The sequence below is a fragment of the Kribbella sp. NPDC000426 genome (genome assembly GCF_040300265.1).
Lineage (GTDB): Bacteria > Actinomycetota > Actinomycetes > Propionibacteriales > Kribbellaceae > Kribbella.
Map to the genome: position 1 here is coordinate 314,485 of NZ_JBEPDK010000004.1, position 21,675 is coordinate 336,159.

A 21,675-nucleotide genomic window follows, 5' to 3' on the forward strand; every position below is an offset into this window, starting at 1 on the left:
GACTGGGCGTGCGGCAGCCCGGAACGTCGCAGTCATCAACCTCACCTCCTCCTTCGAAGTCGCGGCCACCCTAGCCGGGCGGACCGTGTCGCTGCACCGGATTTACCAGTCGGCGACCAGCGGATCCCTGGATGGGGGAGCGACCGGCGTCCAGACGTCCTCGACCAGCCGGTACGGGTGCCAGCGGCCGTTGCGATCGAGCCTGACCTGGGTATCTGTGCCGATGGTCAGGCGGTTGTCCGCGACGATCTCCTTGGCCCGAACATCCGCCGATTGCAGCTCGGTGCGGGCCCGGTTGAGGTCGACGGGGTCGGGCGTCCAGGTGTGTTCGAGTACGTCGAGGCCGGGCGCGCCGCCGTACCGCCAGGCTTGGATGCCGAGGGCAAGGTCCTTGCCGGTTGCCTGGGTCAACGGTGTGGCGAGCTCGGGGAAGTCGGCTGCGAGGCGGATGGTGTCCTGCCATTCGTCCAGTGGCTGCGGCTCCGGGATCCCATGAAGGAGCGCGTTGAGGAGGGCTCTTGCCCGGCGAGCCGCATCGAGGACGAGGAGTTGGAGGACGGCCGGGCCGATGCCGTCCGGCGGCTCGATCGCCGTCACTGCCAGCTCGTCGAGGCTGACCTTCTTCGGCAGGTCGGGCGCGTCCGGCAACTCCTTGGAGGTGCTGGCGAGGACCTCAGCCACTGAGATCCCGGGCTCGGTCGGAGCTGAGGCTTGGAGTCCGTCGAGGAGGCTCTCGCGGGTCCGGCCGCGAAGCAGGAGCAGGACGAACGGGTCGGCGTCGAGGAGCCACGCGACCTGGTAGCAGAGAGCGGCGGCGTGCTGGCAGGGCAGCTCCCAGGCGTCACAGGTGCAGCTAGGGTCGAGGTCGCCGATGCCCGGCAAGAGCGTGACTCCTGCGTCGGCCGCGGCCTCGACCAGGTCGTGCGGCATCTCGCCGTCCAGCAACGCCGCGATGTGGCCGGCCCGCGCCGCGACCTGCTCACCGAACCGTCGCCAGTCCTCGGCGCTCAACTCGTCGACCCGGACGACCGCCTCGTACGTGTCTTCGGGGGCGTACACCGTGGCGGAGATCCGGCCCGGGCTGATCGTGATCGTCCCGACCTGCCCCGAGTTCGCGTACCGACGGCCCTTACGCAACTGGTCGGAGTCGAGCGAGGTGTCCTCCATCGCCTGCACCCAGGCACGCGCCCACCACGACCGCCCGCGCGTACTGCGCTGCTGCCGCGCGAATGCCGGGAACCCCTGTGCCTCGTTCATCGCAGACCTCCCCGCAGCTCGACGAGATCGGCGAGCTCCGTGTCGGACAGCTCGGTCAACGCGGCCTCGCCACCGGTGAGAACGGCCTCGGCCAGCTCGCGTTTGGCGGCGAGCATCGCGGCGATCCGGTCCTCGATGGTGCCTTCGGCAATCAATCGGTGAACCTGCACCGGGCGGGTCTGTCCGATCCGGTATGCGCGGTCCGTCGCTTGGTCTTCGACCGCGGGATTCCACCAGCGGTCGTAGTGGACGACGTGATCGGCGCGGGTCAGGTTGAGGCCAGTGCCGGCGGCCTTGAGCGAGAGCAGGAAGACCGTGACCTCTCCGGCCTGGAACCGATCGACCATCGCCTCGCGTTGCGCGACCGGCGTGCCGCCGTGGAGGAGCTGGGTCGGGACGCCGCGTTCGTCGAGGTGGCGCTCGAGCAGGCGCGCCATCGCGACGTACTGCGTGAAGACGAGGACGGCGCCGTCCTCGGCGACTATGGTCTCGAGGAGCTCGTCGAGCAGTTCGAGCTTGCCGGATCGGCCGCTGAGGCGGGCGCTGTCGCTCTCCTTGAGGTACTGCGCGGGGTGGTTGCAGATCTGCTTGAGGCCGGTGAGCAGCTTGACGATCAGTCCGCGTCGCGCCATCTGGTTGCTCGCGCGGACCTCGGCCATCAGCTCGCGGACAGTTGCCTCGTACAACACGACCTGCTCGCGGGTGAGCGAGACGGGCTGATCGGTCTCGGTCTTCGGCGGGAGCTCCGGCGCGATGCCCGGGTCGGACTTCTTGCGTCTGAGCAGGAACGGGCGCACCAGCTTCGCGAGCCGGGCGGCGACCTCCTCGTCCTTGTCGGCCTCGATCGGCGCGGCCCACTGGTTGCGGAACGTCCCGAGTCGGCCGAGCAACCCTGGCGTCGTCCAGTCGAGGATCGCCCACAACTCGGACAGATTGTTCTCGACCGGCGTACCGGTCAGGGCGACCCGTGCTTGTCCTGGCACGGTGCGCAGTGCCTTCGCCGTGCCGGACGAGGGGTTCTTGACGTGTTGCGCCTCGTCGGCGACGACCAGGCCCCATCGATGGTCGGCCAGTCGTGCGGCGTCGCGGCGCAGGGTGCCGTACGTCGTGAGAACGAAGCCGTCGTGTGCGTCGTCGAGTGAGCGGGCGGTGCCGTGGAACCGGCGTACCGGTGTGCCGGGGGCGAAGCGTTGGACCTCGCGCTCCCAGTTGCCGAGGAGTGAGGCGGGGCAGACGACGAGAGTCGGGCCGGCGGTGTCGGTGGACTCCTGCCGGTGGAGGTGGAGGGAGATGAGTGTGATCGTCTTACCGAGACCCATGTCGTCGGCGAGGCAGCCGCCGAGGCCGAGCGAGGTCATCCTCGCAAGCCAGCGGAGGCCGCGCAGTTGATAGTCGCGCAGCGTCGCCTGCAGCGCGGCGGGTGCTTCGATGGGCTCGTCGGCCCGGTCGGGGTCGGCGATGTGCGCGCGCAGATCGTCGAGCCACTTGGTCGGGGTGACGGTGATCTGGCGGCCGTCGATCTCGGTGGTGCCGGTGAGTGCGGCGCCGAGGGCGTCGATCGGGGTGACCGGTTTGAGGATCCGTTCGCGGGCTTTGCGGGCGAGCTCGGGATCGATCAGCATCCACTGGTCGCGCAGCCGGACCACCGGGCGGGTGGCTTCGGCGAGCTGGTCGAACTCGGCCTCGGTCAGCGGGTCGTCGCCGACCGCGACCTGCCAGCTGAAGTCGAGTGTCTTGTCGCCGCCGAAGAATCCGGGGAGGTCGCTCGGCGGTCCGTCCGCGGAGGTGATCGCGGCGCGGGCAGTGAGTTGGCGTCCCAGACTGCGAGGCCAGTGCAGATCCACCCCGGCCGCCGTCAACCGCTGCGCCGACCCGGCGAGCAGCTCGGCGACCTCTTCATCCGACAGTTCCATCCGGTTCGGTACGGCGGAATCCAGCAGCCGCTGCAGCGCCGGCCAGGCCCGCGCGGCCCGGCGGATCGCGAGCGTCGCGTCGATCCGAGCCCGCGGCCCGAACCCGGCGACGTCCTCGGCCCACACGTCATCCGCGTCCCGCACGAGCGTCGGGTCCTTCAGGCTGTGGAGCTGGACGACGGCGCTGAACGCGAGCGAGTCGTCCAACTCGATCCGCAACGAGATCCGCACCCCGCTGTCGAGCCCCGCCGAAACCTCATCCGCCCACCCCCGCAACCGCTCGACCCGCTGAGGCGCCTGGCTGGTGAACAGGTTCGTCTGATGCGCTTTCCCGGCCGCAGGCGACCGAGGCATCCCATCAGCCACAGCATCCAAAAACTCCCGCAACAACTCCTCACCAACCGCCAACCGCACATCACCAACGGACCCCACCCCGGCAGAACCGGCTCCCGACTCAGCCGTGTCAGATGTGGTGCGGGGGTCGGATGGGTTGGAGGTGGTTGTGAGGGGGAGTGCTCGGGCTGAGAGGGGCATCGCCTCGGCGAGGGTGAGGATGCGGGTGATGTCGTCGGGGTCGAGCGGGCCGACGCGCCAGGCGTCGTACCCGCCGGGGGAGACGCCCGGAAGGAGCTTGCCGCGAGCAACCAGCTGCAGCGCCACCAGCGAGGCTCCACCCCAGAACGCGGCCGACGGATGAGCCCCCGGCGCCCGCCGCATCCGCCCAAGGATCGGAACCGCCTCCGCAACCGGCAGCTCGATCGCCCGCACCGTCCGCAGCCCGGCGCTCGCACCAGGCTGCACAGCGGCCTCGCCGACCAGGCGCAGTACGACCTGATCACCGATGCCCAGGGGCAGTTCACCGCCTGATGGATCCCAGAAGGCCACCCGGCTCGTGCGTGGTGGATCCGCCGGCCGGAACACCACGGCACACCCAGCCAGCTCTTGCCCCGTACCCACCAACCCGACAACCTCCTGCTCAACCGTCCGTACGCCGATACCATCCCGGCCCACTGGCGGGATGTTTGCCCGCTGACGCGCTATATCTCGCTATCCACCCAACAACCCGATACCGATGCCTCGGGCAACCATCTAGACAACCACCACAGCCGTGTCCGCACCGGGTTGCTCGAACTGTGTGCGATAGAGCTCCTCGTACCGCCCGCCGGCTGCGAGCAACTCCGCATGCCGGCCGCGCTCCACGATCCGGCCGGCCTCGATCACGAGGATCTGGTCGGCGGCGCGGATCGTCGACAACCGGTGCGCGATCACTACCGCAGTACGACCCTCGAGCGCCTCCGTCAACGCGGCCTGCACGGCCGCCTCGTTCGTCGAGTCCAGGGCGGCGGTCGCCTCGTCGAGGATGACCACCCGCGGCTGCGCGAGCAGCAACCGCGCGATCGTCAACCGCTGCCGCTCACCACCCGACAACCGATACCCGCGCTCACCCACAACCGTGTCGAGCTGGTCGGGCAGCGACCGGATCAGCTCACCCAACCGAGCCCGCTCGAGCGAATCCCACAGGTCCTCCTCGGAGGCCTCGGGCCGGGCGAGCAGCAGGTTCTCCCGGATCGAATCGTGGAAGAGGTGACCGTCCTGCGTCACCATGCCGAGCGTCGCCCGCAACGACTCCGCCGATACATCCCGCACGTCGGTGCCTGCCAGCTTCACCGCACCCGAGTCCACGTCGTACAACCGCGGAATCAGCTGCGCGATCGTCGACTTGCCCGCACCGGACGATCCGACAAGGGCGACCATCTGCCCCGGCTCGGCCCGGAACGAGACGTCGTGCAACACCTCGACCCCGCCGCGGGTATCCAGCTTCGCGACCTCCTCGAGCGAAGCCAGCGAGACCTTGTCCGCCGACGGATACGCAAAGCTCACCCCCGCGAACTCGACCGCCACCGGCCCGTCAGGAACCCGCCCCGCGTCCGGCTTGTCCTTGATGAGCGGTTCGAGATCGAGCACCTCGAAGACCCGCTCGAAGCTCACCAGCGCCGTCATCACTTCCAGCCGCGCGCTCGCGAGCGCGGTCAGCGGCGCATACAGCCGCGTCAGCAGCAGCGCCATCGACACGACCGCGCCCGCGTCGAGCTGATCCCGCAGCGCGTAGAACCCACCCAGCCCGTAGACGACGGCCAGCGCAAGCGCGGACACCAACGTCAACGCGGTCACGAAGATCCACTGCACCATCGCAGTCCGTACGCCGATGTCGCGCACGCGCCGGGCGCGGATAGCGAACTCCTGCGACTCCCGCGCCGGCCGCCCGAACAGCTTCACCAACGTCGCACCCGGCGCCGAGAACCGCTCGGTCATCTGCGTGCTCATCGTGGCGTTGTAGTTCGCAGCCTCCCGCTCGAGCGACGCCAAGCGGTGCCCGACCCGCCGTGCCGGAATGACGAAGATCGGCAGGATCACGAGCGCGAGCAGAGTGATCTGCCACGACTCGCGCAGCATCACGACCAGGGTCAGCACGAGCATCACCAGGTTGCCGACCACACCGGACAACGTGTCGCTGAACGCCCGCTGCGCCCCGATGACGTCGTTGTTGAGCCGGGAGACCAGCGCGCCTGTCCGGGTGCGGGTGAAGAACGCGATCGGCATCCGCTGGATGTGGTCGAACACCGCTGTCCGCAGATCGAGGATCAGTCCCTCACCGATCTGCGCCGACAGCCACCGCGTCAGCATGCTCAGCCCGGCCTCCGCGATCGCGATCACCGCGATCAGCACCGCGAACCGCAGTACGACGCTGAAGGCTTTGCCGCCGACGATCGCGTTGACCACCTCGCCGGCCAGCACCGGCGTCGCGACCGCGAGCACCGCGGCGCCGACGCTCATCACGAGGAACCAGATGAGCTGCGTGCGGTGCGGGCGCGCGAACACGAGGATCCGCCGCAGGGTCGCCTTCGAGAACGGACGTTTGTCGTCCTGCGCGTGCATCGCGTGGTACAGCGAGTTCCACGCGGTCATTTCCATACTCACAGCTGGACTCCGGTGCGTCGATCGATCGGGACCGTCGATGATTCCCTGCCCCACCGACAAAATCTGACGCTAGAACCTCTACTAAACTCGAGGTCAACTGCGTACACTGTACGGAGTATAGCCGATCCGGGAAGAGCGACGCACACATGAATCAGGAGTACAGCGGCAGCGGCGACCCGGCGAAGAGCCTCGAGCTGCTCTGGCGACGCCGCCCGCAACCGACCCGCGGACCGAAGCCGGCGCTGACCGTCGACCAGATCGTCACGGCCGCTCTCCGGGTGGCCGACGCCGAAGGGCTGACCGCGATGTCGATGCGCCGGGTCGCCGACGAGCTCGGCGTCGGCGCGATGACGCTCTACCGGTACTTCCCGGGCAAGGGTGAGCTGCTCGACGTCATGCTCGACACCGTGTACGGCGAGCTGCCGCGCCGCGACGTACCGGGGGAGTGGCGGGCCAAGCTCGACGAGGTCGCCCGCGAGAACCGCGAACTGTATCTCCGGCACCCGTGGATGCTCCAGGTCGCGATCAACCGTCCGCCGCTCGGTCCCAACGTGATGGCGAAGTACGAGTGGGAGCTCACCGCGGTCGAGGGGATCGGGCTGACCGACGTCGAGATGGACGCGACCGTCGCGCTCGTCAACGGCTACGTGCACGGCGCCGTACGGACGGCCGTCGAAGCGCGCCAGGTGATCCTCCGGTCCGGTATGACGGACAAGGAGTGGTGGCTGGCCCACGTCCCGCACCTGGATCAGATCAGCGACCTGGCGAAGTTCCCGCTGTCGGCACGGGTCGGCACCGCGGTCGGGAGTGAGTTCGACGCCCCTTATGATGTCGATCATGCGTTCGAATATGGTCTGGAACGGCTGCTGGACGGCGTGTCCGCGCTGGTCGTGAACCGGTCTGCACCGGAGGCATGAATGTAGTTGTGAGTGAGTACTCACTCAGTTACCTTTGATCCGTGACACCACGAGCGACCCCACTGCCACCCGACGAGCGACGCGCGGCCATCGTCGAGGCCGCCCTGCCGTTGCTGGAGGAGTTCGGGGCCGACGTCAGCACCAAGCAGATCGCCGAGGCGGCCGGCATCGCCGAGGGGACGATCTTCCGGGCGTTCGGCAGCAAGGACGCGCTGATCGAGGCCGCGATGGCGACCGTGTTCGACACCTCGGACCTGGTCCGGGCGATCGAGCGGGTCGACCGCTCACTGCCGCTGCGGCAGCGGACCGTCGCCGCGGTCGAGATCGGCCAGAAGCGGCTGCGCGGGGTGTTCAAGCTGATGTTCGCGTTGCGGATCCGCCGGCCACCGGAGTTCCGGCACGCGACCCCGATGGACGAGGCCCGCCGGCAGCGGCACTCGGACCTGGCGAACCTGGCGTTCGCGGACCTGCTCCGGCCGGACGCGGACCAGCTGCGGCTGCCGCCCGAGGACGTGGTCCGTCATCTCGGGCTGCTGACCTTCTCGGCCACCCACCCACTGATTTCCGGCGGCCATGTGCTGACCGCCGAGGAGATCGTCGACTTCGCGTTCGACGGCCTCCTCAAGCACGACACACCCAAGCACCACACCGGTCAGCCACCGGCCACCGAGGACATCGTCGAGTACGCGCTCGGCGGTGCCCGCCATCACGACTCTGGGGATGATTGATGTTAATTCGCGTTCTGCGTACGCATTTGCGTCCGTACGCGGGAAACCTGTCCTTGGTGGTGGTCCTGCAGTTGATCGGGACCATCGCCTCTCTCTACCTGCCGACCCTGAACGCCGACATCATCGACAACGGCGTGGCCAAGGGCGACACCGGCTACATCATGAGCACCGGGGGCTGGATGCTCGCGGTCAGCCTGGTGCAGATCATCTGCACGATCACCGCGGTGTACTTCGGCGCGAAAACAGCCGCCTTGTTCGGACGCGACGTCCGGGCGGCCGTCTTCCACCGGGTCGGTGAGTTCTCCGCCCGCGAGGTGAACCAGTTCGGTGCGCCGACGCTCATCTCCCGCAGTACCAACGACGTACAGCAGATCCAGATGCTGGTCGTGATGACCACGACGATGCTGGTCGCGGCGCCGATCACGATGGTCGGCGGTGTGATCATGGCGATCCGGCAGGACGTCGGGCTGTCGTGGCTGGTCGTGGTCGCCGTACCGCTGCTGGCCGGTTGCGTCGGCTTCATCGCGAGCCGCATGGTCCCGCAGTTCCGGAAGATGCAGAAGAACATCGACGGGGTGAACCGGGTACTGCGTGAGCAGATCTCCGGTATCCGGGTGGTCCGCGCATTCGTCCGCGAACCGCACGAGGTCGAGCGTTTCGGCGAGGCCAACCAGAACCTGACCGACACGGCGATCAAGGCCGGCCGGCTGATGGCGCTGATCTTCCCGACCGTGATGCTGATCCTGAACGTGTCGAGCGTGGCAGTTCTGTGGTTCGGCGCCTCCCGGATCGAGAACGGGACGTTGGAGGTCGGTGCGCTGACCGCATTCCTGAGCTACCTGATCCAGATCCTGTTCTCGGTGATGATGGGCGTGTTCGTGATGATCATGGTGCCGCGCGCATCGGTCTGCGCGGACCGGATCTCCGAAGTACTCGACACGGACTCGTCGGTGCGGCCGCCGGTCTCGCCGATCAAGTCCTTCACCGGCCGCGGGCAGCTCGTGTTCGAGCATGCCTCGTTCAAGTACCCGGGCGCGGCCGAGCCGGTGCTGCACGACATCAACCTCGTCGCGTCGCCGGGGCAGACGACCGCGATCATCGGAAGCACGGGCGCCGGCAAGACGACGCTGCTCTCGCTGGTACCGCGCTTGTTCGACGCGACCGAGGGACGGGTGCTGGTCGACGGCATCGACGTACGCGAGATCGAGCCCGAGGCGCTCTGGGAGCGGATCGGGCTGGTGCCGCAGCGTCCGTACCTGTTCTCCGGGACGGTCGCCAGCAACCTGCGGTACGGCAACCCGGACGCCACCGACGAGGAGCTCTGGGAAGCCCTGGAGATTGCCCAGGGCAAGGACTTCGTCGAGGCGATGGCCGAGGGGCTGGAGGCGCCGATCGCGCAGGGCGGCACGAACGTGTCGGGCGGTCAGCGGCAGCGGCTCGCGATCGCGCGGGCCTTGGTCCGGAAGCCGGAGATCTACCTGTTCGACGACTCGTTCTCGGCGCTCGACCTGTCGACCGACGCCCGGTTGCGGGCGGCGCTGCGGCCGGTGACGCGGGAGGCCTGTGTGGTGGTCGTCGCGCAGCGCGTGTCGACGATCATCGACGCCGACCAGATCGTGGTGATCGAGGACGGGGCGATCGTCGGCAAGGGTACGCATGACGAGTTGCTCGAGACGTGTCCGACGTACGTCGAGATCGTCGAGTCCCAGCGTTCCGCGGAGGAGGCGGCATGAGCGAGCAGAACACGCCGTCCCCGAACGGCCAGTCACCCAACGGCAAGGTCCAGGACGGCGGCAAGGTGCAGGACGCGGCCAAGACGGTGAAGGCGACTGAGCGGCCGACCACCGGTCGCGGGTTCGGTCCGCCCGGAGGTATCCCCGGCGACAAGTCCATGAACTTCCTGCCGTCGGCGAAGCGGCTCCTCGGGCGGTTGCGCCCGCACCGGCTGCAGGTGTCCGGCGTGATCCTGCTGGCGGTCTGCAGCGTCGGTCTGTCGGTGCTCGGCCCGAAGATCCTCGGCCGTGCGACCGACATCATCTTCGCCGGTGCCATCGGCAAGCATCTGCCAAGCGGTATGACCAAGGCGCAGGTGATCGAACAGACCCGGGCCTCCGGCAACGGCCGGCTCGCAGACCTGCTGCAGGGGATCGACCTGGTCCCGGGCGTCGGCATCGACTTCGACGCCCTGCGCAACGTTCTGCTGCTGGTCCTGGCGCTGTACGTCGGTGCGTTCTTCCTCTCCTGGGCGCAGGGCTACATCCTGAACGGCGTCGTACAGCGGACGATCCTGTCGCTGCGCTCCGACGTCGAGGCGAAGCTGAACCGGTTGCCGCTGAGCTACTTCGACGGCGCGCCGCGCGGTGAGCTGCTCAGCCGGGTGACGAACGACATCGACAACATCTCGACCAGCCTGCAGCAGACATTGAGCCAGCTGCTCACGTCGCTGCTGACGGTGATCGGCGTCATCACGCTGATGTTCGTGATCTCGCCGACGCTGGCGCTGATCGCGCTCGTCACGATCCCGATCACGATGATCCTGACCGCGACGATCGCCAAGCGCTCGCAGGTCCGGTTCATCGCCCAGTGGCGGCACACCGGCGCGCTGAACGGGCAGATCGAGGAGGCGTTCACCGGGCACGAGCTGGTGAAGGTGTTCGGCCGGCAGAAGGAGATCGAGGCCGAGTTCGCGAAGAAGAACGACGAGCTGTACCAGGCGGCGTTCGGGGCGCAGTTCATCTCCGGGCTGATCATGCCGGTGATGATGTTCGTCGGGAACCTGAACTACGTGGTGATCGCGGTCCTCGGCGGTCTGCGGGTCGCGTCCGGCACGATGTCGCTGGGCGACGTGCAGGCGTTCATCCAGTACTCGCGGCAGTTCACCCAGCCGCTGACGCAGGTCGCCTCGATGGCCAACCTGCTGCAGTCGGGTGTGGCGTCCGCGGAGCGGGTGTTCGAAGTACTGGACGCGGAGGAGCAGATCCCGGACGACGCGACGCCGGAGAAGGTCACGGACGCGCGCGGACGGGTCGAGTTCGAGCACGTGTCGTTCTCGTACGACCCGGACAAGCCGCTGATCACGGACCTGAGCCTGGTCGCGGAGCCCGGGCAGACGGTCGCGATCGTCGGTCCGACCGGTGCCGGCAAGACGACGCTGGTGAACCTGATCATGCGGTTCTACGAGCTCAACGGCGGCAAGATCACACTCGACGGTGTCGACATCACCGAGCTGACCAGGCACGACCTGCGCTCGCGGATCGGGATGGTGCTGCAGGACACCTGGCTGTTCGGCGGCACGATCCGCGACAACCTCCTGTACGGCAACCTGAAGGCCACCGAGGAGGACATGCTCGCGGCGGCGAAGGCGACGTACGTCGACCGCTTCGTGCACAGCCTGCCCGACGGCTACGACACGGTGATCGACGAGGAAGGCAGCAACGTCAGCGCCGGTGAGAAGCAGCTGCTCACCATCGCGCGAGCGTTCCTGGCCGACCCGCAGTTGCTCATCCTCGACGAGGCCACCAGCTCGGTCGACACCCGCACGGAGGTCCTGGTCCAACGCGCCATGGCCGCCCTGCGCTCGGACCGGACCAGCTTCGTCATCGCCCACCGCCTGTCCACCATCCGCGACGCCGACCTGATCCTGGTCATGGAGAACGGCGCCATCGTCGAACAGGGCAACCACAACGAACTCCTCGCCCTCGACGGCGCCTACGCCCGCCTCTACAACGCCCAGTTCAGCGGCGCCGTAGTAGACATCGACGAAGAAGCCGCCGCCCTCCCAACCCCCACCCCAGCCGCCCGCCCAATGGCCCGCTGACCGACGGACGGGGACGCCGACCAGGCGTCCCCGTCCGTCGTCATGCCTGTGGATAACTTCCGCGGCGTCACCGCGAACTATGCGGTACTTGATGCATGCCCAACCACGCGGACTATGTACGGGAGCGCAGCACCCGAGCTGCGCTGCGCGTTGCAGCGAAGCTGAATGTCACCGAGTCGGCGGACAAGATGACGCTGCGAGACGCGTACCTCGTCGCCTACGAGTTTCCCGCACCGCTGATGGTAAGGATCGCGGACGACATGCTCGCCGATCTGCGCGCCGACGTCGCCGAGCGAAGAGCCGACAGGATTGTGGCGCTCGGCCGCGACGGGCATCACCTGGCGCTGGCGATGCTGCGGCTCGACGGACAGTTCTTCCGCCGGCACGGATCGAATCTGGTGCTGTCACGCGCGCTCATTGAGAACGCCTTGCAGGATCTCGAGCATCACCAGGGGCTCCGGTTCCCGCAGGTGGACGGGTTCCGGCGGGTGGCGCCGCGCGTGGATCCCGCGGACACGGTCGGTGGGTTCCGGCAGCTCAGCGACTACATGCAGGCGAATCGGGTCCCAGTTGGCCAACCGGGGAGTCGGGTGACGGTCTTCGACACGAGCTTCAAGGGCACCGTGCAGGAGTTGCTCTCGGCCGTCTATCCGGAGACAGCGTTCACCGGGCGCTATGCCTTCCTCGGCGAATCGCCGTACGACCCGCATCCCGGCAGCAAGAAGGGATACGAGGTGCACCTGCCTGCGGCGGAGACCCGGGAAGGACGGCCGTTCTACGAGCTGCCTGCCGACGAGTCGAAGACGTTCGCACATCAGCTGGCCCTCAACAGCATCGAGGAGTTGCTCGACGGTCCGATGTCGAGCCCGGTGCGCCTCGGTGCTCGCGGTCCCGAGCAGTCCGGACAACGCCGCCACCCGGTGCTTCTGGAAGGCCTGAGCAGGGGACGGGTGTCGCCGCGATTGCGCGATCTTCGAGTCCGCGAGGGAGTCAAGGTAGTGAATCTGATGGCGGTCGCCGACCTGGCCCGGGATGTCGCCGGGCTGCGCGATGCCGGGGGCAACTATCGGTCCTGGCTGGATGACTGGTCCACACGATTCCGGAGCGAGATCCGCGCTTGGATCGGCGATCGGTCGCCGGACCCCCGACTGGCCGAGTTCCTCGACTCGTTCGTCCATCGAGGCGATAAGCAGCAGGCTGATGAGCTGCAGAAGACACTGGACCGCGGACGGGTGCCGGAGCGGGAGCGGGAAGCCATCTGGGCCGCGTACGAGCGGTGCGGGAACGACAACGACAAACGGGTGTTCGTAGACAATGTGTTCATTTCGATGCGAGGTGGCGGAGGTGGCAATGGGCGGCGGGGAGGTGGATCCCGGGGGCGAGTGGGAGGCGTTGGCCGGGACGGGCGTGAGCTTTGAGGAGTTTGAGGAGCTTGCGGGGCCGTTGATTCGGGGCGGGCCGCCGCCGGGGGTCGGGGTACCGGCGATTGCGGGGGCTTCGATGATTATTGATACCGATGTTGGTGGGGATCCGGATGACACTGTGGCGTTGGTGGTGGCGGCACGGTTGGTGCCGGAGTTGCGGTTGGTGGTTACCAGTGACGAGTACGGCGGGGAGCGGGCTCGGTTTGCGCGGTATTTGCTGGATCTGGTGGGGCGGACGGACGTTCGTGTGGTGGCGGGGTCCGACCTGGGGAACAGCCGGATGTGGGTGATCGACGGACTGTGTCCTGCGGACGTGCCGCGGCAGGGGACCGATGTTGTCGGGGCGGTGGCTGAGGTTTGCGCGGCGGCAGACGGGCGTGTGCGGTGGGTGGGGATGGGACCGTTGTCCAACCTCGCCATGCTGCAGACCGAGCAGCCTGAGTTGGTGTCGCAGTTGGTCGTGACGCAGATGGGCGGCGCGATCAACTACCGGGATCCGTCGCGGGCGGAGCACAACTTCCGGGTGGACCCGGAGGCGGCGATCCGGATGGTGCCGTCGCTCGAGCCGTGGCTGCCGACGTTCGTGGTGTCGGACGTGACGTTCAACCCGGCGATCGAGCTCACCAAGGACTCCCCGCTCTACCAGCGATGGGCTCAGCCGGACGCCCGTCCGTTCGAGCGCGTCCTCCGCGAACACTGCGATCGCTGGATGGCGAAGTACCCAGGCACCATGCAGCACGACGCGCTGACGCTGGCGGCCGCGATGCTCTGGCCCGGCGTGCGATTCGTCCGGGAGCGGGTCGCGCTCGACGAGATCGCACGCATGAGCCGGAGCGACGACGGCGCCGAGATCGTCATGTCGGTGTCGGCGGACTACGGCGCGTTCATGTCGTGGTTGGCGCAGGCTCTGGGGTAGTCGTGGCGAGGGCGTCGAGCAGGTAGGCGCGGAAGGCGTCGGGTGCGGAGAGCATCGGCATGTGGTCAGCGTTCGGGAGGACGGTCAGCGAGGTCTCCGGGGCTTCGGTCGCCAGGCGTTGGGCCCAGAGTTGGGTGCCTTGGAAGTCGTGCTCACCGACCAGCACGGAGACCGGTACGTCGAGTTCCGCGAAGCGGTGCTTGATCGGCGGATCGAGTTCGCGGGCGTTGTCCTCGGGCATCAGCATGATGCGCGAGTTGGCGATCGCGAGGCCGACCAGGAGGCGGTGGGCGTCGAGGTCGACGGCGGGGCACCAGGCGGTGATGTCGTTGGCCGCCGCGGTGGCGATGTCGCCGGTCTCGAGGATCTTGGCCTGTTGGGCGAAGTGCGCCCGCATCACCACTCGTGCCCCTGCCTCGGCCGGCGTCGGCGACGGGAACTCCCCGAACGAACCCGCGACCGCACAGACCCGAGCCGCCCGCAACGGATACCGATGGGCGAACGCAAGCGCTTGCCGCGCTCCGTCGGACACCCCGACCAGGATCGCCCGCGAGACCCCGGCGGCGTCCAGTACTGCGGCCAGGTCGCCAAGCTCGTCGTACTCCGACGACGACACCGAGGACAGACCGCGGTCCCGGCAGTCCCACACCGTCACGCGAGCGACGTCCGCCAGCCACGCGACCGTCGAGGTCCACATCCGCGTGTCAGCCAGTCCGCCGTTCAGCAGCACGACGTCCGGGCCGGCGCCGTGCTGTTCGTAGTACAGGTATCCACCGGGCACATCGACAAAGGGCATGACGGCGATTCTGCTGGCCCGCGCCCCGCCGCGACATCGGGAATTCTCCCTAGTCGAAGGACTCCAGGATCAGGTCGGCATCCTCCTGACGATCCGGATCCGGGTCCGTCTGAGCCGCCTCGACCAGTCGGTCGTGAAACTGCGGGTACGCCGAGTACCGCGGGCCCGCACGCCGACCCGAGCGACGGCCACCGCCTGGCGATCGGCGTGGCCAATTATCTCGCCTACGTATCACGAGTTTGTGCCCAGCACTCCGTCAGTTAGGAGCCACGTGCGGGGAGCTCAATCCGGGTGTCGCAGGCTCTGCGAACAGCAGGTCATGCGCAGGAGGGTGTGATGGCCGAGCAACCGCATCCAAGTGCAACTGAGAAAAGCCCGCCCCGAGTGCCAGCACGGCCTGCAAACACCGTGAGAGAACGTCTTCGCGTGAGCCTGGGTTGGGCCGTCGTGATGACGTCTTTAAGCTCGCTCTCGCTATCGTGGCTGCGATCGGAGGAGCGATCGCGCTGGTCGTCAACTACAGAAGGCAACGGCATCTTGAGCGAGATCTCCGGCTGCTGAACGAGCGCTTCGTTGCAGCGGCTTCTCAGCTAGGCGGGGAACATGCGCCACAGCGGCTCGCCGGCGTCTATGCACTTGCTGCCCTGGCTGACGAATGGCAGGACCAGCGTCAGCAATGCGTGGATGTCCTGTGTGGTTACCTCCGGCTCCCCTTGGATGACGAGCCGACGCCCGATGGTCAATGTGTTCCGAGCAGGTTGCCGCGTTATCGTCGACGTCCGTCGATGCCAAGATATGCCCCGAAGTCCGGGCTGGCGGAGGTGCAGGTGCGCCGTGCGATTGTCAGTGTAATTGCGCAGCACCTCCGTTCGACCGCCAGCATCAGGTGGAGCGACCTGAATCTCGATTTTGAGCGCGCTGTCTTGTTCGACGCTTCATTCGAAGCCGCCACTTTTGGCGGTGACCGAACATCTTTCGTGGGAGTTCGGTTCGACGGTGACACATCCTTCAAGGGTGCAGTATTCGCGGCCCAGGAGACATCGTTTCTGGGCTCGGTGTTCAACGGGCGCATCTCATTCGAGAGTGCCAGCTTCGAACGGCGTACGTGCTTTGATCGTTCGACGTTCGCGGGCGAAGAGATTTCGTTTGGCGAAGCGACGTTCGACGGTGATCGCGTGACATTCGGCAGCGTCGACTTCGCCAGTAGACGGACATCTTTCGATGACTCCAAGTTCATGGCGGAGGTGGTCGTCTTCGATGACGCTGTGTTCTCGTGCGAGGCTGGAAATGCGTCGTTCGATCGCGCGACCTTTTCTGTCAGTCGTCGGATTTCATTTGACCGGACCAGGTTTGCCTGCGAATATGTGTCTTTCAATGCGACCTTCTCGGTACGCACATCGTTTAGTGAGACCGAGTTCCATTGTCGAACCTCGTTCAACCGCTCTGTTTTCAAAGGCGAGTATGTGTCGTTCGCTCAGGCGATTTTTGATGGCAGCCGAGCTTCGTTCAATCACGTGGTCGTCAATTCCGAAAAGGTGTTCTTCCATGAAACGAAGTTCAGGGCACAGGCGACGTCGTTCGATGGATTGATTCTAAAAGCTTCTCGGCGCGCATCATTCGATAACGCGGTGTTTTCGGGCGATGCTGTCTCGATAGGCTTTCTCCGTATCGAAGGCGCGTCGCCGACCTTCGATAGCGCAGACTTCTCGGCCCGCCGAACGACATTTGAAGTGCTGGCATTCCGGCCTCAGTCGCGCTCCGCCGAGCGGCTGAGCGCCAGCCTCGCCGGTGCGAGATTCAAGGACCCAGCCGCCATCGCCTGGGGGCCGCTCTCGCTCCCCAACCAACCTCCTGTCTCGCTCTAACGTGCCATCCGGCGGATTGCGAGTTCGGCGAGGAGGGCGGCGCCGTCGGGGAGGATCGCGTCGTCGAAGTCGGCCAAGGGGGAGTGGTTGTCGGGGGCGGCGTCCGGGTCGGTGGAGCGGCAGGCGCTGAGATTGAGGTAGACGCCGGGGATCTCCTCGAGGACGTAGGAGAAGTCCTCGGCGCCGCAGCGCGGGTTGGCGCGTTCGCGGAAGCGGTCGGCGCCGAAGAGGTCGACGATCGTGTCGCGGGCGAACTCGAACTCCGCGGTGTTGTTGACCGTCACCGGGTAGCCGATCGTGTACTCGACCTCGGCCTTCAACCCGTGCGCCGCGGCCATCGACTCGACTAGTTGCGTTGACACTAGTTGCACTTTCGCGCGGGTCTCGGCGGAGAACGTCCGGACCGTCGCGTCGAACAGCGCGTCGTCCGGGATGATGTTCTCCTTCGTCCCACCCGCGATCCGCCCGACCGTGAGCACGACCGGGTCGAACACGTCGAACTGCCGCGTGATCATCGTCTGCAGCGCCCCGACGATCTCGCACAGCACCGGGATCGGGTCCTTCCCGCGGTACGGCGTCGACCCGTGCGTCCCCGAGCCGATCACCCGCACATGCAGCTGATCCGCCGCAGCCATGAACGACCCCGGCTTGCTGCTCCACATCCCCAGCGGCTGCGACGCCGACCCGACATGCAGCCCGTACGCCGCATCCGCCCGCCGGCCGGCCGCGTCGAGAACCCCTTCGCGGATCATGATCGGCGCCCCGCCAGAGGTCTCCTCGCCGGGCTGGAACATGAACACCACGTCACCCGGCAGCTCCGCCTGAAGCGCGGACAGCACCTTCGCGGCCCCGACCAGCCCCGCGACATGCAGGTCATGACCACACGCGTGCATCATCCCGGGATGCTGGGAGACGTAGGGGACGTCGGTCCGCTCGGTCACCGGCAGCGCATCCATATCCCCACGCAGGAGCACGACCGGCCCAGGCCCGGCGCCGCCCCGCAGTACGGCGGTCACCGAGGACAGCTCCTTGCCGAGCGTGATCTCCAACGGCAGGCCGGCCAGCGCGTCCAGGATCAACTGCTGCGACTTCGGCAGGTCGAGGTCGTACTCCGGCACCTGATGCAGCGCCCGCCGAAGCGCGACGATCTCGTCCCGGAACCCCTCGGCCAGCTCCCGCGTGCGGCTCACGCCTTCGGTCCCAGGTCGAGGGCGGTCATCACCCGTTGCGCGCTGCCGCCGAGCTCGAGCAGCTCGACGAGATCGAGCCACCGCTCCGGATCTTTGATCTCGTGCGGAATCCGCGCGTCGTACGTCCCGACCGGCGCGTCCTTCGCGACCGCGACCACCTTCGGCGCGACGTCCAGATAGTCGCTGTCCGCCAGGATCTTCTTCTTCACCCCAGGCGCCATCGGCGTGCTCGGGTCGGCCGCGGCCGCGCGGATCGCGTCCAGATCGCCGTACGCCGTGACGAGCGCGGCGGCCGTCTTCTCGCCGATGCCCTTCACGCCGGGCAGCCCGTCCGACGCGTCCCCGCGCAGCGTCGCGAAGTCGGCGTACCGCTGGGCCGGGATCTCGTACTTCGCCAGCAGTGCCTTCTCGTCGTACACGTCCGCCCGCCCGACACCGCGTGCCGCCGTATAGACGATCCGGATGCCGCGGCTGTCGTCGATCAGCTGGAACAGGTCGCGGTCGCCGGTCACCACGTCGACGGGCATCGTGGCCTGGTGGGACAGCGTGCCGATCACGTCGTCCGCCTCGTGGTCCGGCGCGCCGACGACGGCGATGCCGATCGCCTCGAGGCAGGCGCGGATGTAGGGCACCTGGACCTCGAGCCGGTCCGGCACGTCCTCGACCTGCTCGCCCTTCGGCGTCACGAACTCGACCCGCTGCGCCTTGTACGACGGAATCAGCGCCACCCGCCAGGACGGACGCCAGTTGTCGTCCCAGCAGGCGACCAGGTGGGTCGGCCGGTGGTTCTCGGCGAGGCGCGCGATGAAGTCGAGCAGCCCGCGGATCGCGTTGGTCGGCGTACCGTCGGCGGCCTTCATCGTGTCCGGCACGCCGAAGAACGCACGGAAGTACAGCGACGCGGTGTCGAGCAGCATCAAGCGCTGGGGTGTCTCAGCCATGGAGAGATGCTTTCATGCCCGGCGGTCCCGGCAGTAGGGTCTCCAGGATGGAGGACCTGGACCGAAAGATCGTCGGGCTGCTCGCGACCGACGGCAGGATGAGCTTCACCGACCTGGGCAAGGCGACCGGCCTGTCCACGTCGGCCGTGCACCAGCGGGTGAAGCGGCTCGAGCAGCGCGGCATCATCCAGGGGTACGCCGCCACCGTCGACCACACCGCGCTCGATCTGCCGCTGACGGCGCTGATCTCGATCCGGCCGATCGACCCGTCCCAGCCGGACGACTCGCCCGAGCGGCTCCGAGAGGTGCCGGAGATCGAGTCCTGCTACTCGGTCGCGGGCGACTCCAGCTACATCCTGGTCGTCCGGGTCGCCTCGCCGGCCGCGCTGGAGAACCTGCTGGCCGTGATCCGGGCCCGGGCCAACGTGTCCACCACGACGACGATCGTGCTGAGCACGCCGTACGAGCGCCGGCCGCCCGCCCTGTGAAGGCCCTGCTCAGCGATCTGTTCAGCACGCTGGTTCCGGGCGGAGACGCCGAACGGGACCTGGTCAACGCCCGGATGGGCGCAGCGCTCGGCGTCGACGCGCTGGCCTTCCAGCAGGCGTTCGACGCGGCGTCGTACGAGCGCTTCATCGGGGCATACGGCGATCTGCCGAACACGCTCCGGGTGATCGCGGAACGCTGCGGAGGTAACCCGACGGACGAACAGGTCGAGGAGGCAACGAGTCTCCGCCGTGCGCTCGCCCAGCGCCTGCTCGGTGCAGCTCCGGCGACGACGTTGAGCACGTTGGCCGCGTTCAAGGCGGCGGGCTGGCGGATCGGGCTGGTAAGCAACATCACCGCCGAGACGCAGCTGCAGTGGCCGAGCAGCCCGCTGGCGCCGTACTTCGACGCGACCGCCTTCTCCGCGGAGGTCGGCGCCGCCAAGCCCGAGCCGGCTATCTACCTGACGGCGTGCAATGCGCTCGGCGTGGATCCGACCGAGTGCATCTTCGTTGGCGACGGCAACGACAACGAACTGCCGGCCGCCGCCTCCCTGGGTATGCGCGCGATCCGCACGCTCGAGCATGCCAACTCGGCTCCGCACTGGCCCGGACCCACGATCAAGTCCTTTCCCGAGCTGACCGAAATGGCGGTCCCTCAGTAGCCTCCGGCCTCGATCAGCTGGCTCTCGAACGACGCGACCTGGATCTTGCCCTTGCCCTTCGGCGGGATCAGCAGGACCGCATCGTGGATCGTCGTCGAGGTGAGGCCGCTCTGGTACTTCGCCGTCGCCGGGCTGAACGCGTTCTCGGGCATGCCCGACCACCAGAACTGCCAGTTGACGCCGGGCATCAGCGTGTACTCGTGGGTTAGCGAGACGAAGACCACCGCCGTGCCCGACTTGGTGACGAACGCGGGGGACTGCGGCGGCGCCGTGAAGGTGTCGGTGATGCTCCGGGTGGATCCGCGCTGCTTCGCCTTCTCGGCGCGGTTGCTCATGATGCCGGCGAGCAGACGGGTGATGTCGGCGTTCGGCTGGAACGCGGCCGCGCGCGGGGACTTGGCTCCGCCGGTCAGGTACGTCGCGAGGCTGGTCGCGGCGGCCTGAGGGGCGGCCGCGAGCCGGTTGTCGTCCGCCTTGGTCGCTCGGCGCAGGCCGGTCAGATCGGGGAGCTTGACCGTGGTCTTCACGCCGGCGGCGAAGGTGAGCATCCAGGGACTGCCGGCGGTGGCGCGCTCCCAGACGCCGACGTGGCGGTACTCCTTGTTGTCGGAGATCCCGGAGGTGCTGACGAAGCTGATCGGGTAGCCGCTGATCTGCGGCGCGCCGATGACCGGGTTGGTGTAGGTGAACGCGCCGATCGGCTTCGCCTTGGCGTAGGTGTCGATCGTGTACCCGGCCTGGCTCTCGCGGACGAGGTTGCCGCCTTCAACCGTCGCGATCAGCTTGTCGTCGCGGGTGCTGTTCGCCTTGTTGTTGACGGCGTTGTAGTGCTTGATCACCGCTGCGGCCGCGTCGTCGGTGATCGCCGGCCGGGTCAGCGTCGTGACCGTGTCCTGCTCAGGGATCGCGGAACACCCGCTCAGCAGTCCGAGCGCCAGCCCACCAACCACCAGCCGCCGCCCAGCCGAACGCCGTACCGGCGGCTGCTGCGGTTGCGGGTACTGGGGCTGTGGGTACTGCGGTTGCTGCGGACCCGGCGCGCCGTACTGCGGTGGCAGGTGGACGGCTGGTTCGTACTGCTGCTGCCCGTAGGAGCCGCCCGTGGGCCCGGGCTTGGCGGGTCGGCGGCGGAGCAGGACCAGGAGGATGCCGAGGGCAAGCAGAACGACGCCGGCGATGAAGATGCCCAGCGCGGTGACGAACGCCTTGGGGATCTCGATGCCGAGGTTGACCTGGGCGTCGGGCGCGGTCTTCCCGTCGGCGTTCATGATCACCACGTCGTACGGGCCGTCCTCGATCGGCCAGGCGATGGACTGGGTGCCGGCGCCGTTCGCCTTGGTAACCCACCAGTCGAGCGTGTCGGGCGCCGCCAGCGGTCCCGCCGTACCCTTCTCGTCCTGGGTCGTCAGCGAGATCGGGTACTGGATCTGCACGAGCTTCGTGTGCGCCGTGCCCTTCAGGTAACTGCTGACGTCGAAGTCCCGCGCCACTCCGACGAACACCGGCTGCCCCTTCGCCGACCGTACGTCGACGTGCAGCACCGGCCCGTGCCGATCCAGCAGATCCGGCGTACTCGCGATCGCCAGCCCCTTGCTCGCCAGATGCTGATCCCCGGAATGGACCGTGTCATCCGGCCCGACCAACCAGAACGCCGCCACCCCGCCGACCACCGCGACGATCAACCCGACCAAAGCCAGCAGCACGCCGACAATCCTGCGGATCACCCGCACAAGAACTCCCGAGATCGCGGCCTGCCCCAGACAGACCGCCCGACAAACGACC

At 67.7% G+C, this 21,675-nt stretch carries 16 protein-coding genes and 1 pseudogene; 10 read left to right on the forward strand and 7 right to left on the reverse strand.

The genetic code is table 11. The features are described 5' to 3' along the window. Nucleotides 1–102: 102 nt before the first annotated feature. The 3 genes from ABT313_RS20705 to ABT313_RS20715 form a co-directional block, all read right to left on the reverse strand. Nucleotides 103–1,257 carry an SWIM zinc finger family protein gene (locus ABT313_RS20705; RefSeq protein ID WP_350855998.1) on the reverse strand — a complete coding sequence of 385 codons (1,155 nt, stop codon included), beginning with the start codon at nucleotides 1,255–1,257 and terminating at the stop codon, nucleotides 103–105. Beyond that, the gene (locus ABT313_RS20710; RefSeq protein ID WP_350856001.1) at nucleotides 1,254–4,127 is read right to left on the reverse strand and encodes an SCO1167/SCO6262 family helicase; all 2,874 of its coding nucleotides are present in this window, start codon (nucleotides 4,125–4,127) and stop codon (nucleotides 1,254–1,256) included. The genes ABT313_RS20705 and ABT313_RS20710 overlap by 4 nt, the downstream gene beginning before the upstream one ends. Before the next feature lie 132 nt (nucleotides 4,128–4,259). Beyond that, the gene (locus ABT313_RS20715; protein ID WP_350857796.1) at nucleotides 4,260–6,137 is read right to left on the reverse strand and encodes an ABC transporter ATP-binding protein; all 1,878 of its coding nucleotides are present in this window, start codon (nucleotides 6,135–6,137) and stop codon (nucleotides 4,260–4,262) included. Nucleotides 6,138–6,295: 158 nt separating this feature from the next. Here ABT313_RS20715 and ABT313_RS20720 point away from each other — a divergent pair, with 158 nt between their 5' ends. The 7 genes and pseudogenes from ABT313_RS20720 (at nucleotide 6,296) to ABT313_RS20745 (ending at nucleotide 13,951) form a co-directional block, all read left to right on the forward strand. Continuing rightward, entirely contained in the window at nucleotides 6,296–7,066 is a 771-nt protein-coding gene (locus ABT313_RS20720; protein ID WP_350856004.1) for a TetR/AcrR family transcriptional regulator, read from the forward strand. A gap of 41 nt (nucleotides 7,067–7,107) precedes the next feature. Beyond that, nucleotides 7,108–7,794 (forward strand): TetR/AcrR family transcriptional regulator, encoded by a 687-nt coding sequence (locus ABT313_RS20725; protein ID WP_350856007.1) that lies wholly within the window; start codon nucleotides 7,108–7,110, stop codon nucleotides 7,792–7,794. Between the two features lie 59 nt (nucleotides 7,795–7,853). Next, nucleotides 7,854–8,642 (forward strand): annotated as a pseudogene (locus tag ABT313_RS44730) (ABC transporter permease); the annotation flags it as partial. A 39-nt stretch (nucleotides 8,643–8,681) separates the two neighbouring features. After that, on the forward strand, nucleotides 8,682–9,527 hold the full coding sequence (locus ABT313_RS44735) for an ABC transporter ATP-binding protein (RefSeq protein ID WP_502884013.1): 846 nt from the start codon (nucleotides 8,682–8,684) through the stop codon (nucleotides 9,525–9,527). Then, nucleotides 9,524–11,611 (forward strand): ABC transporter ATP-binding protein, encoded by a 2,088-nt coding sequence (locus ABT313_RS20735; protein WP_502884005.1) that lies wholly within the window; start codon nucleotides 9,524–9,526, stop codon nucleotides 11,609–11,611. Before ABT313_RS44735 ends, ABT313_RS20735 begins: the two co-directional genes overlap by 4 nt. 95 nt (nucleotides 11,612–11,706) lie before the next feature. Further along, nucleotides 11,707–13,029 (forward strand): hypothetical protein, encoded by a 1,323-nt coding sequence (locus tag ABT313_RS20740; protein ID WP_350856013.1) that lies wholly within the window; start codon nucleotides 11,707–11,709, stop codon nucleotides 13,027–13,029. Between the two features lie 82 nt (nucleotides 13,030–13,111). After that, nucleotides 13,112–13,951, forward strand: a complete 840-nt coding sequence (locus ABT313_RS20745; RefSeq protein ID WP_350856015.1) for a nucleoside hydrolase — start codon at nucleotides 13,112–13,114, stop codon at nucleotides 13,949–13,951. Here ABT313_RS20745 and ABT313_RS20750 read toward each other — a convergent pair. Further along, a complete protein-coding gene (locus ABT313_RS20750; protein ID WP_350856018.1) occupies nucleotides 13,920–14,747 on the reverse strand; it encodes an alpha/beta fold hydrolase in 828 nt (275 codons plus the stop codon). The genes ABT313_RS20745 and ABT313_RS20750 overlap by 32 nt on opposite strands. 479 nt (nucleotides 14,748–15,226) lie before the next feature. Between ABT313_RS20750 and ABT313_RS20755 the strand changes: the two genes are divergently transcribed. Further along, a complete protein-coding gene (locus ABT313_RS20755) occupies nucleotides 15,227–16,612 on the forward strand; it encodes a hypothetical protein (RefSeq protein ID WP_350856021.1) in 1,386 nt (461 codons plus the stop codon). Here the strand turns inward: ABT313_RS20755 and ABT313_RS20760 are convergent. Continuing rightward, the gene (locus ABT313_RS20760) at nucleotides 16,609–17,802 is read right to left on the reverse strand and encodes a M20 metallopeptidase family protein (protein WP_350856024.1); all 1,194 of its coding nucleotides are present in this window, start codon (nucleotides 17,800–17,802) and stop codon (nucleotides 16,609–16,611) included. The genes ABT313_RS20755 and ABT313_RS20760 overlap by 4 nt on opposite strands. After that, nucleotides 17,799–18,719, reverse strand: coding sequence for a 5'-3' exonuclease (locus ABT313_RS20765; protein ID WP_350857802.1), 921 nt, complete (start codon nucleotides 18,717–18,719; stop codon nucleotides 17,799–17,801). Before ABT313_RS20765 ends, ABT313_RS20760 begins: the two co-directional genes overlap by 4 nt. 71 nt (nucleotides 18,720–18,790) lie before the next feature. Between ABT313_RS20765 and ABT313_RS20770 the strand changes: the two genes are divergently transcribed. Further along, complete coding sequence (locus tag ABT313_RS20770; protein WP_350856027.1) at nucleotides 18,791–19,231, forward strand: Lrp/AsnC family transcriptional regulator; 441 nt, start codon at nucleotides 18,791–18,793, stop codon at nucleotides 19,229–19,231. Beyond that, the gene (locus ABT313_RS20775; protein ID WP_350856029.1) at nucleotides 19,228–19,893 is read left to right on the forward strand and encodes an HAD family hydrolase; all 666 of its coding nucleotides are present in this window, start codon (nucleotides 19,228–19,230) and stop codon (nucleotides 19,891–19,893) included. The genes ABT313_RS20770 and ABT313_RS20775 overlap by 4 nt, the downstream gene beginning before the upstream one ends. Here the strand turns inward: ABT313_RS20775 and ABT313_RS20780 are convergent. Further along, nucleotides 19,887–21,617 (reverse strand): DUF8094 domain-containing protein, encoded by a 1,731-nt coding sequence (locus ABT313_RS20780; protein ID WP_350856031.1) that lies wholly within the window; start codon nucleotides 21,615–21,617, stop codon nucleotides 19,887–19,889. The two genes, ABT313_RS20775 and ABT313_RS20780, sit on opposite strands and share 7 nt — an antisense overlap. Nucleotides 21,618–21,675 lie beyond the last annotated feature (58 nt).

Coding starts and splice junctions, on each gene's coding strand:
- ABT313_RS20705 (WP_350855998.1), bottom strand. CDS start 1,257: ATGAACGAGGCACAGGGGTTCCCGGCATTCGCGCGGCAGCAGCGCAGT.
- ABT313_RS20715 (WP_350857796.1), bottom strand. CDS start 6,137: ATGACCGCGTGGAACTCGCTGTACCACGCGATGCACGCGCAGGACGAC.
- ABT313_RS20720 (WP_350856004.1), top strand. CDS start 6,296: ATGAATCAGGAGTACAGCGGCAGCGGCGACCCGGCGAAGAGCCTCGAG.
- ABT313_RS44735 (WP_502884013.1), top strand. CDS start 8,682: ATGGTGCCGCGCGCATCGGTCTGCGCGGACCGGATCTCCGAAGTACTC.
- ABT313_RS20735 (WP_502884005.1), top strand. CDS start 9,524: ATGAGCGAGCAGAACACGCCGTCCCCGAACGGCCAGTCACCCAACGGC.
- ABT313_RS20740 (WP_350856013.1), top strand. CDS start 11,707: ATGCCCAACCACGCGGACTATGTACGGGAGCGCAGCACCCGAGCTGCG.
- ABT313_RS20745 (WP_350856015.1), top strand. CDS start 13,112: ATGATTATTGATACCGATGTTGGTGGGGATCCGGATGACACTGTGGCG.
- ABT313_RS20750 (WP_350856018.1), bottom strand. CDS start 14,747: ATGCCCTTTGTCGATGTGCCCGGTGGATACCTGTACTACGAACAGCAC.
- ABT313_RS20765 (WP_350857802.1), bottom strand. CDS start 18,719: ATGCTGCTCGACACCGCGTCGCTGTACTTCCGTGCGTTCTTCGGCGTG.
- ABT313_RS20770 (WP_350856027.1), top strand. CDS start 18,791: ATGGAGGACCTGGACCGAAAGATCGTCGGGCTGCTCGCGACCGACGGC.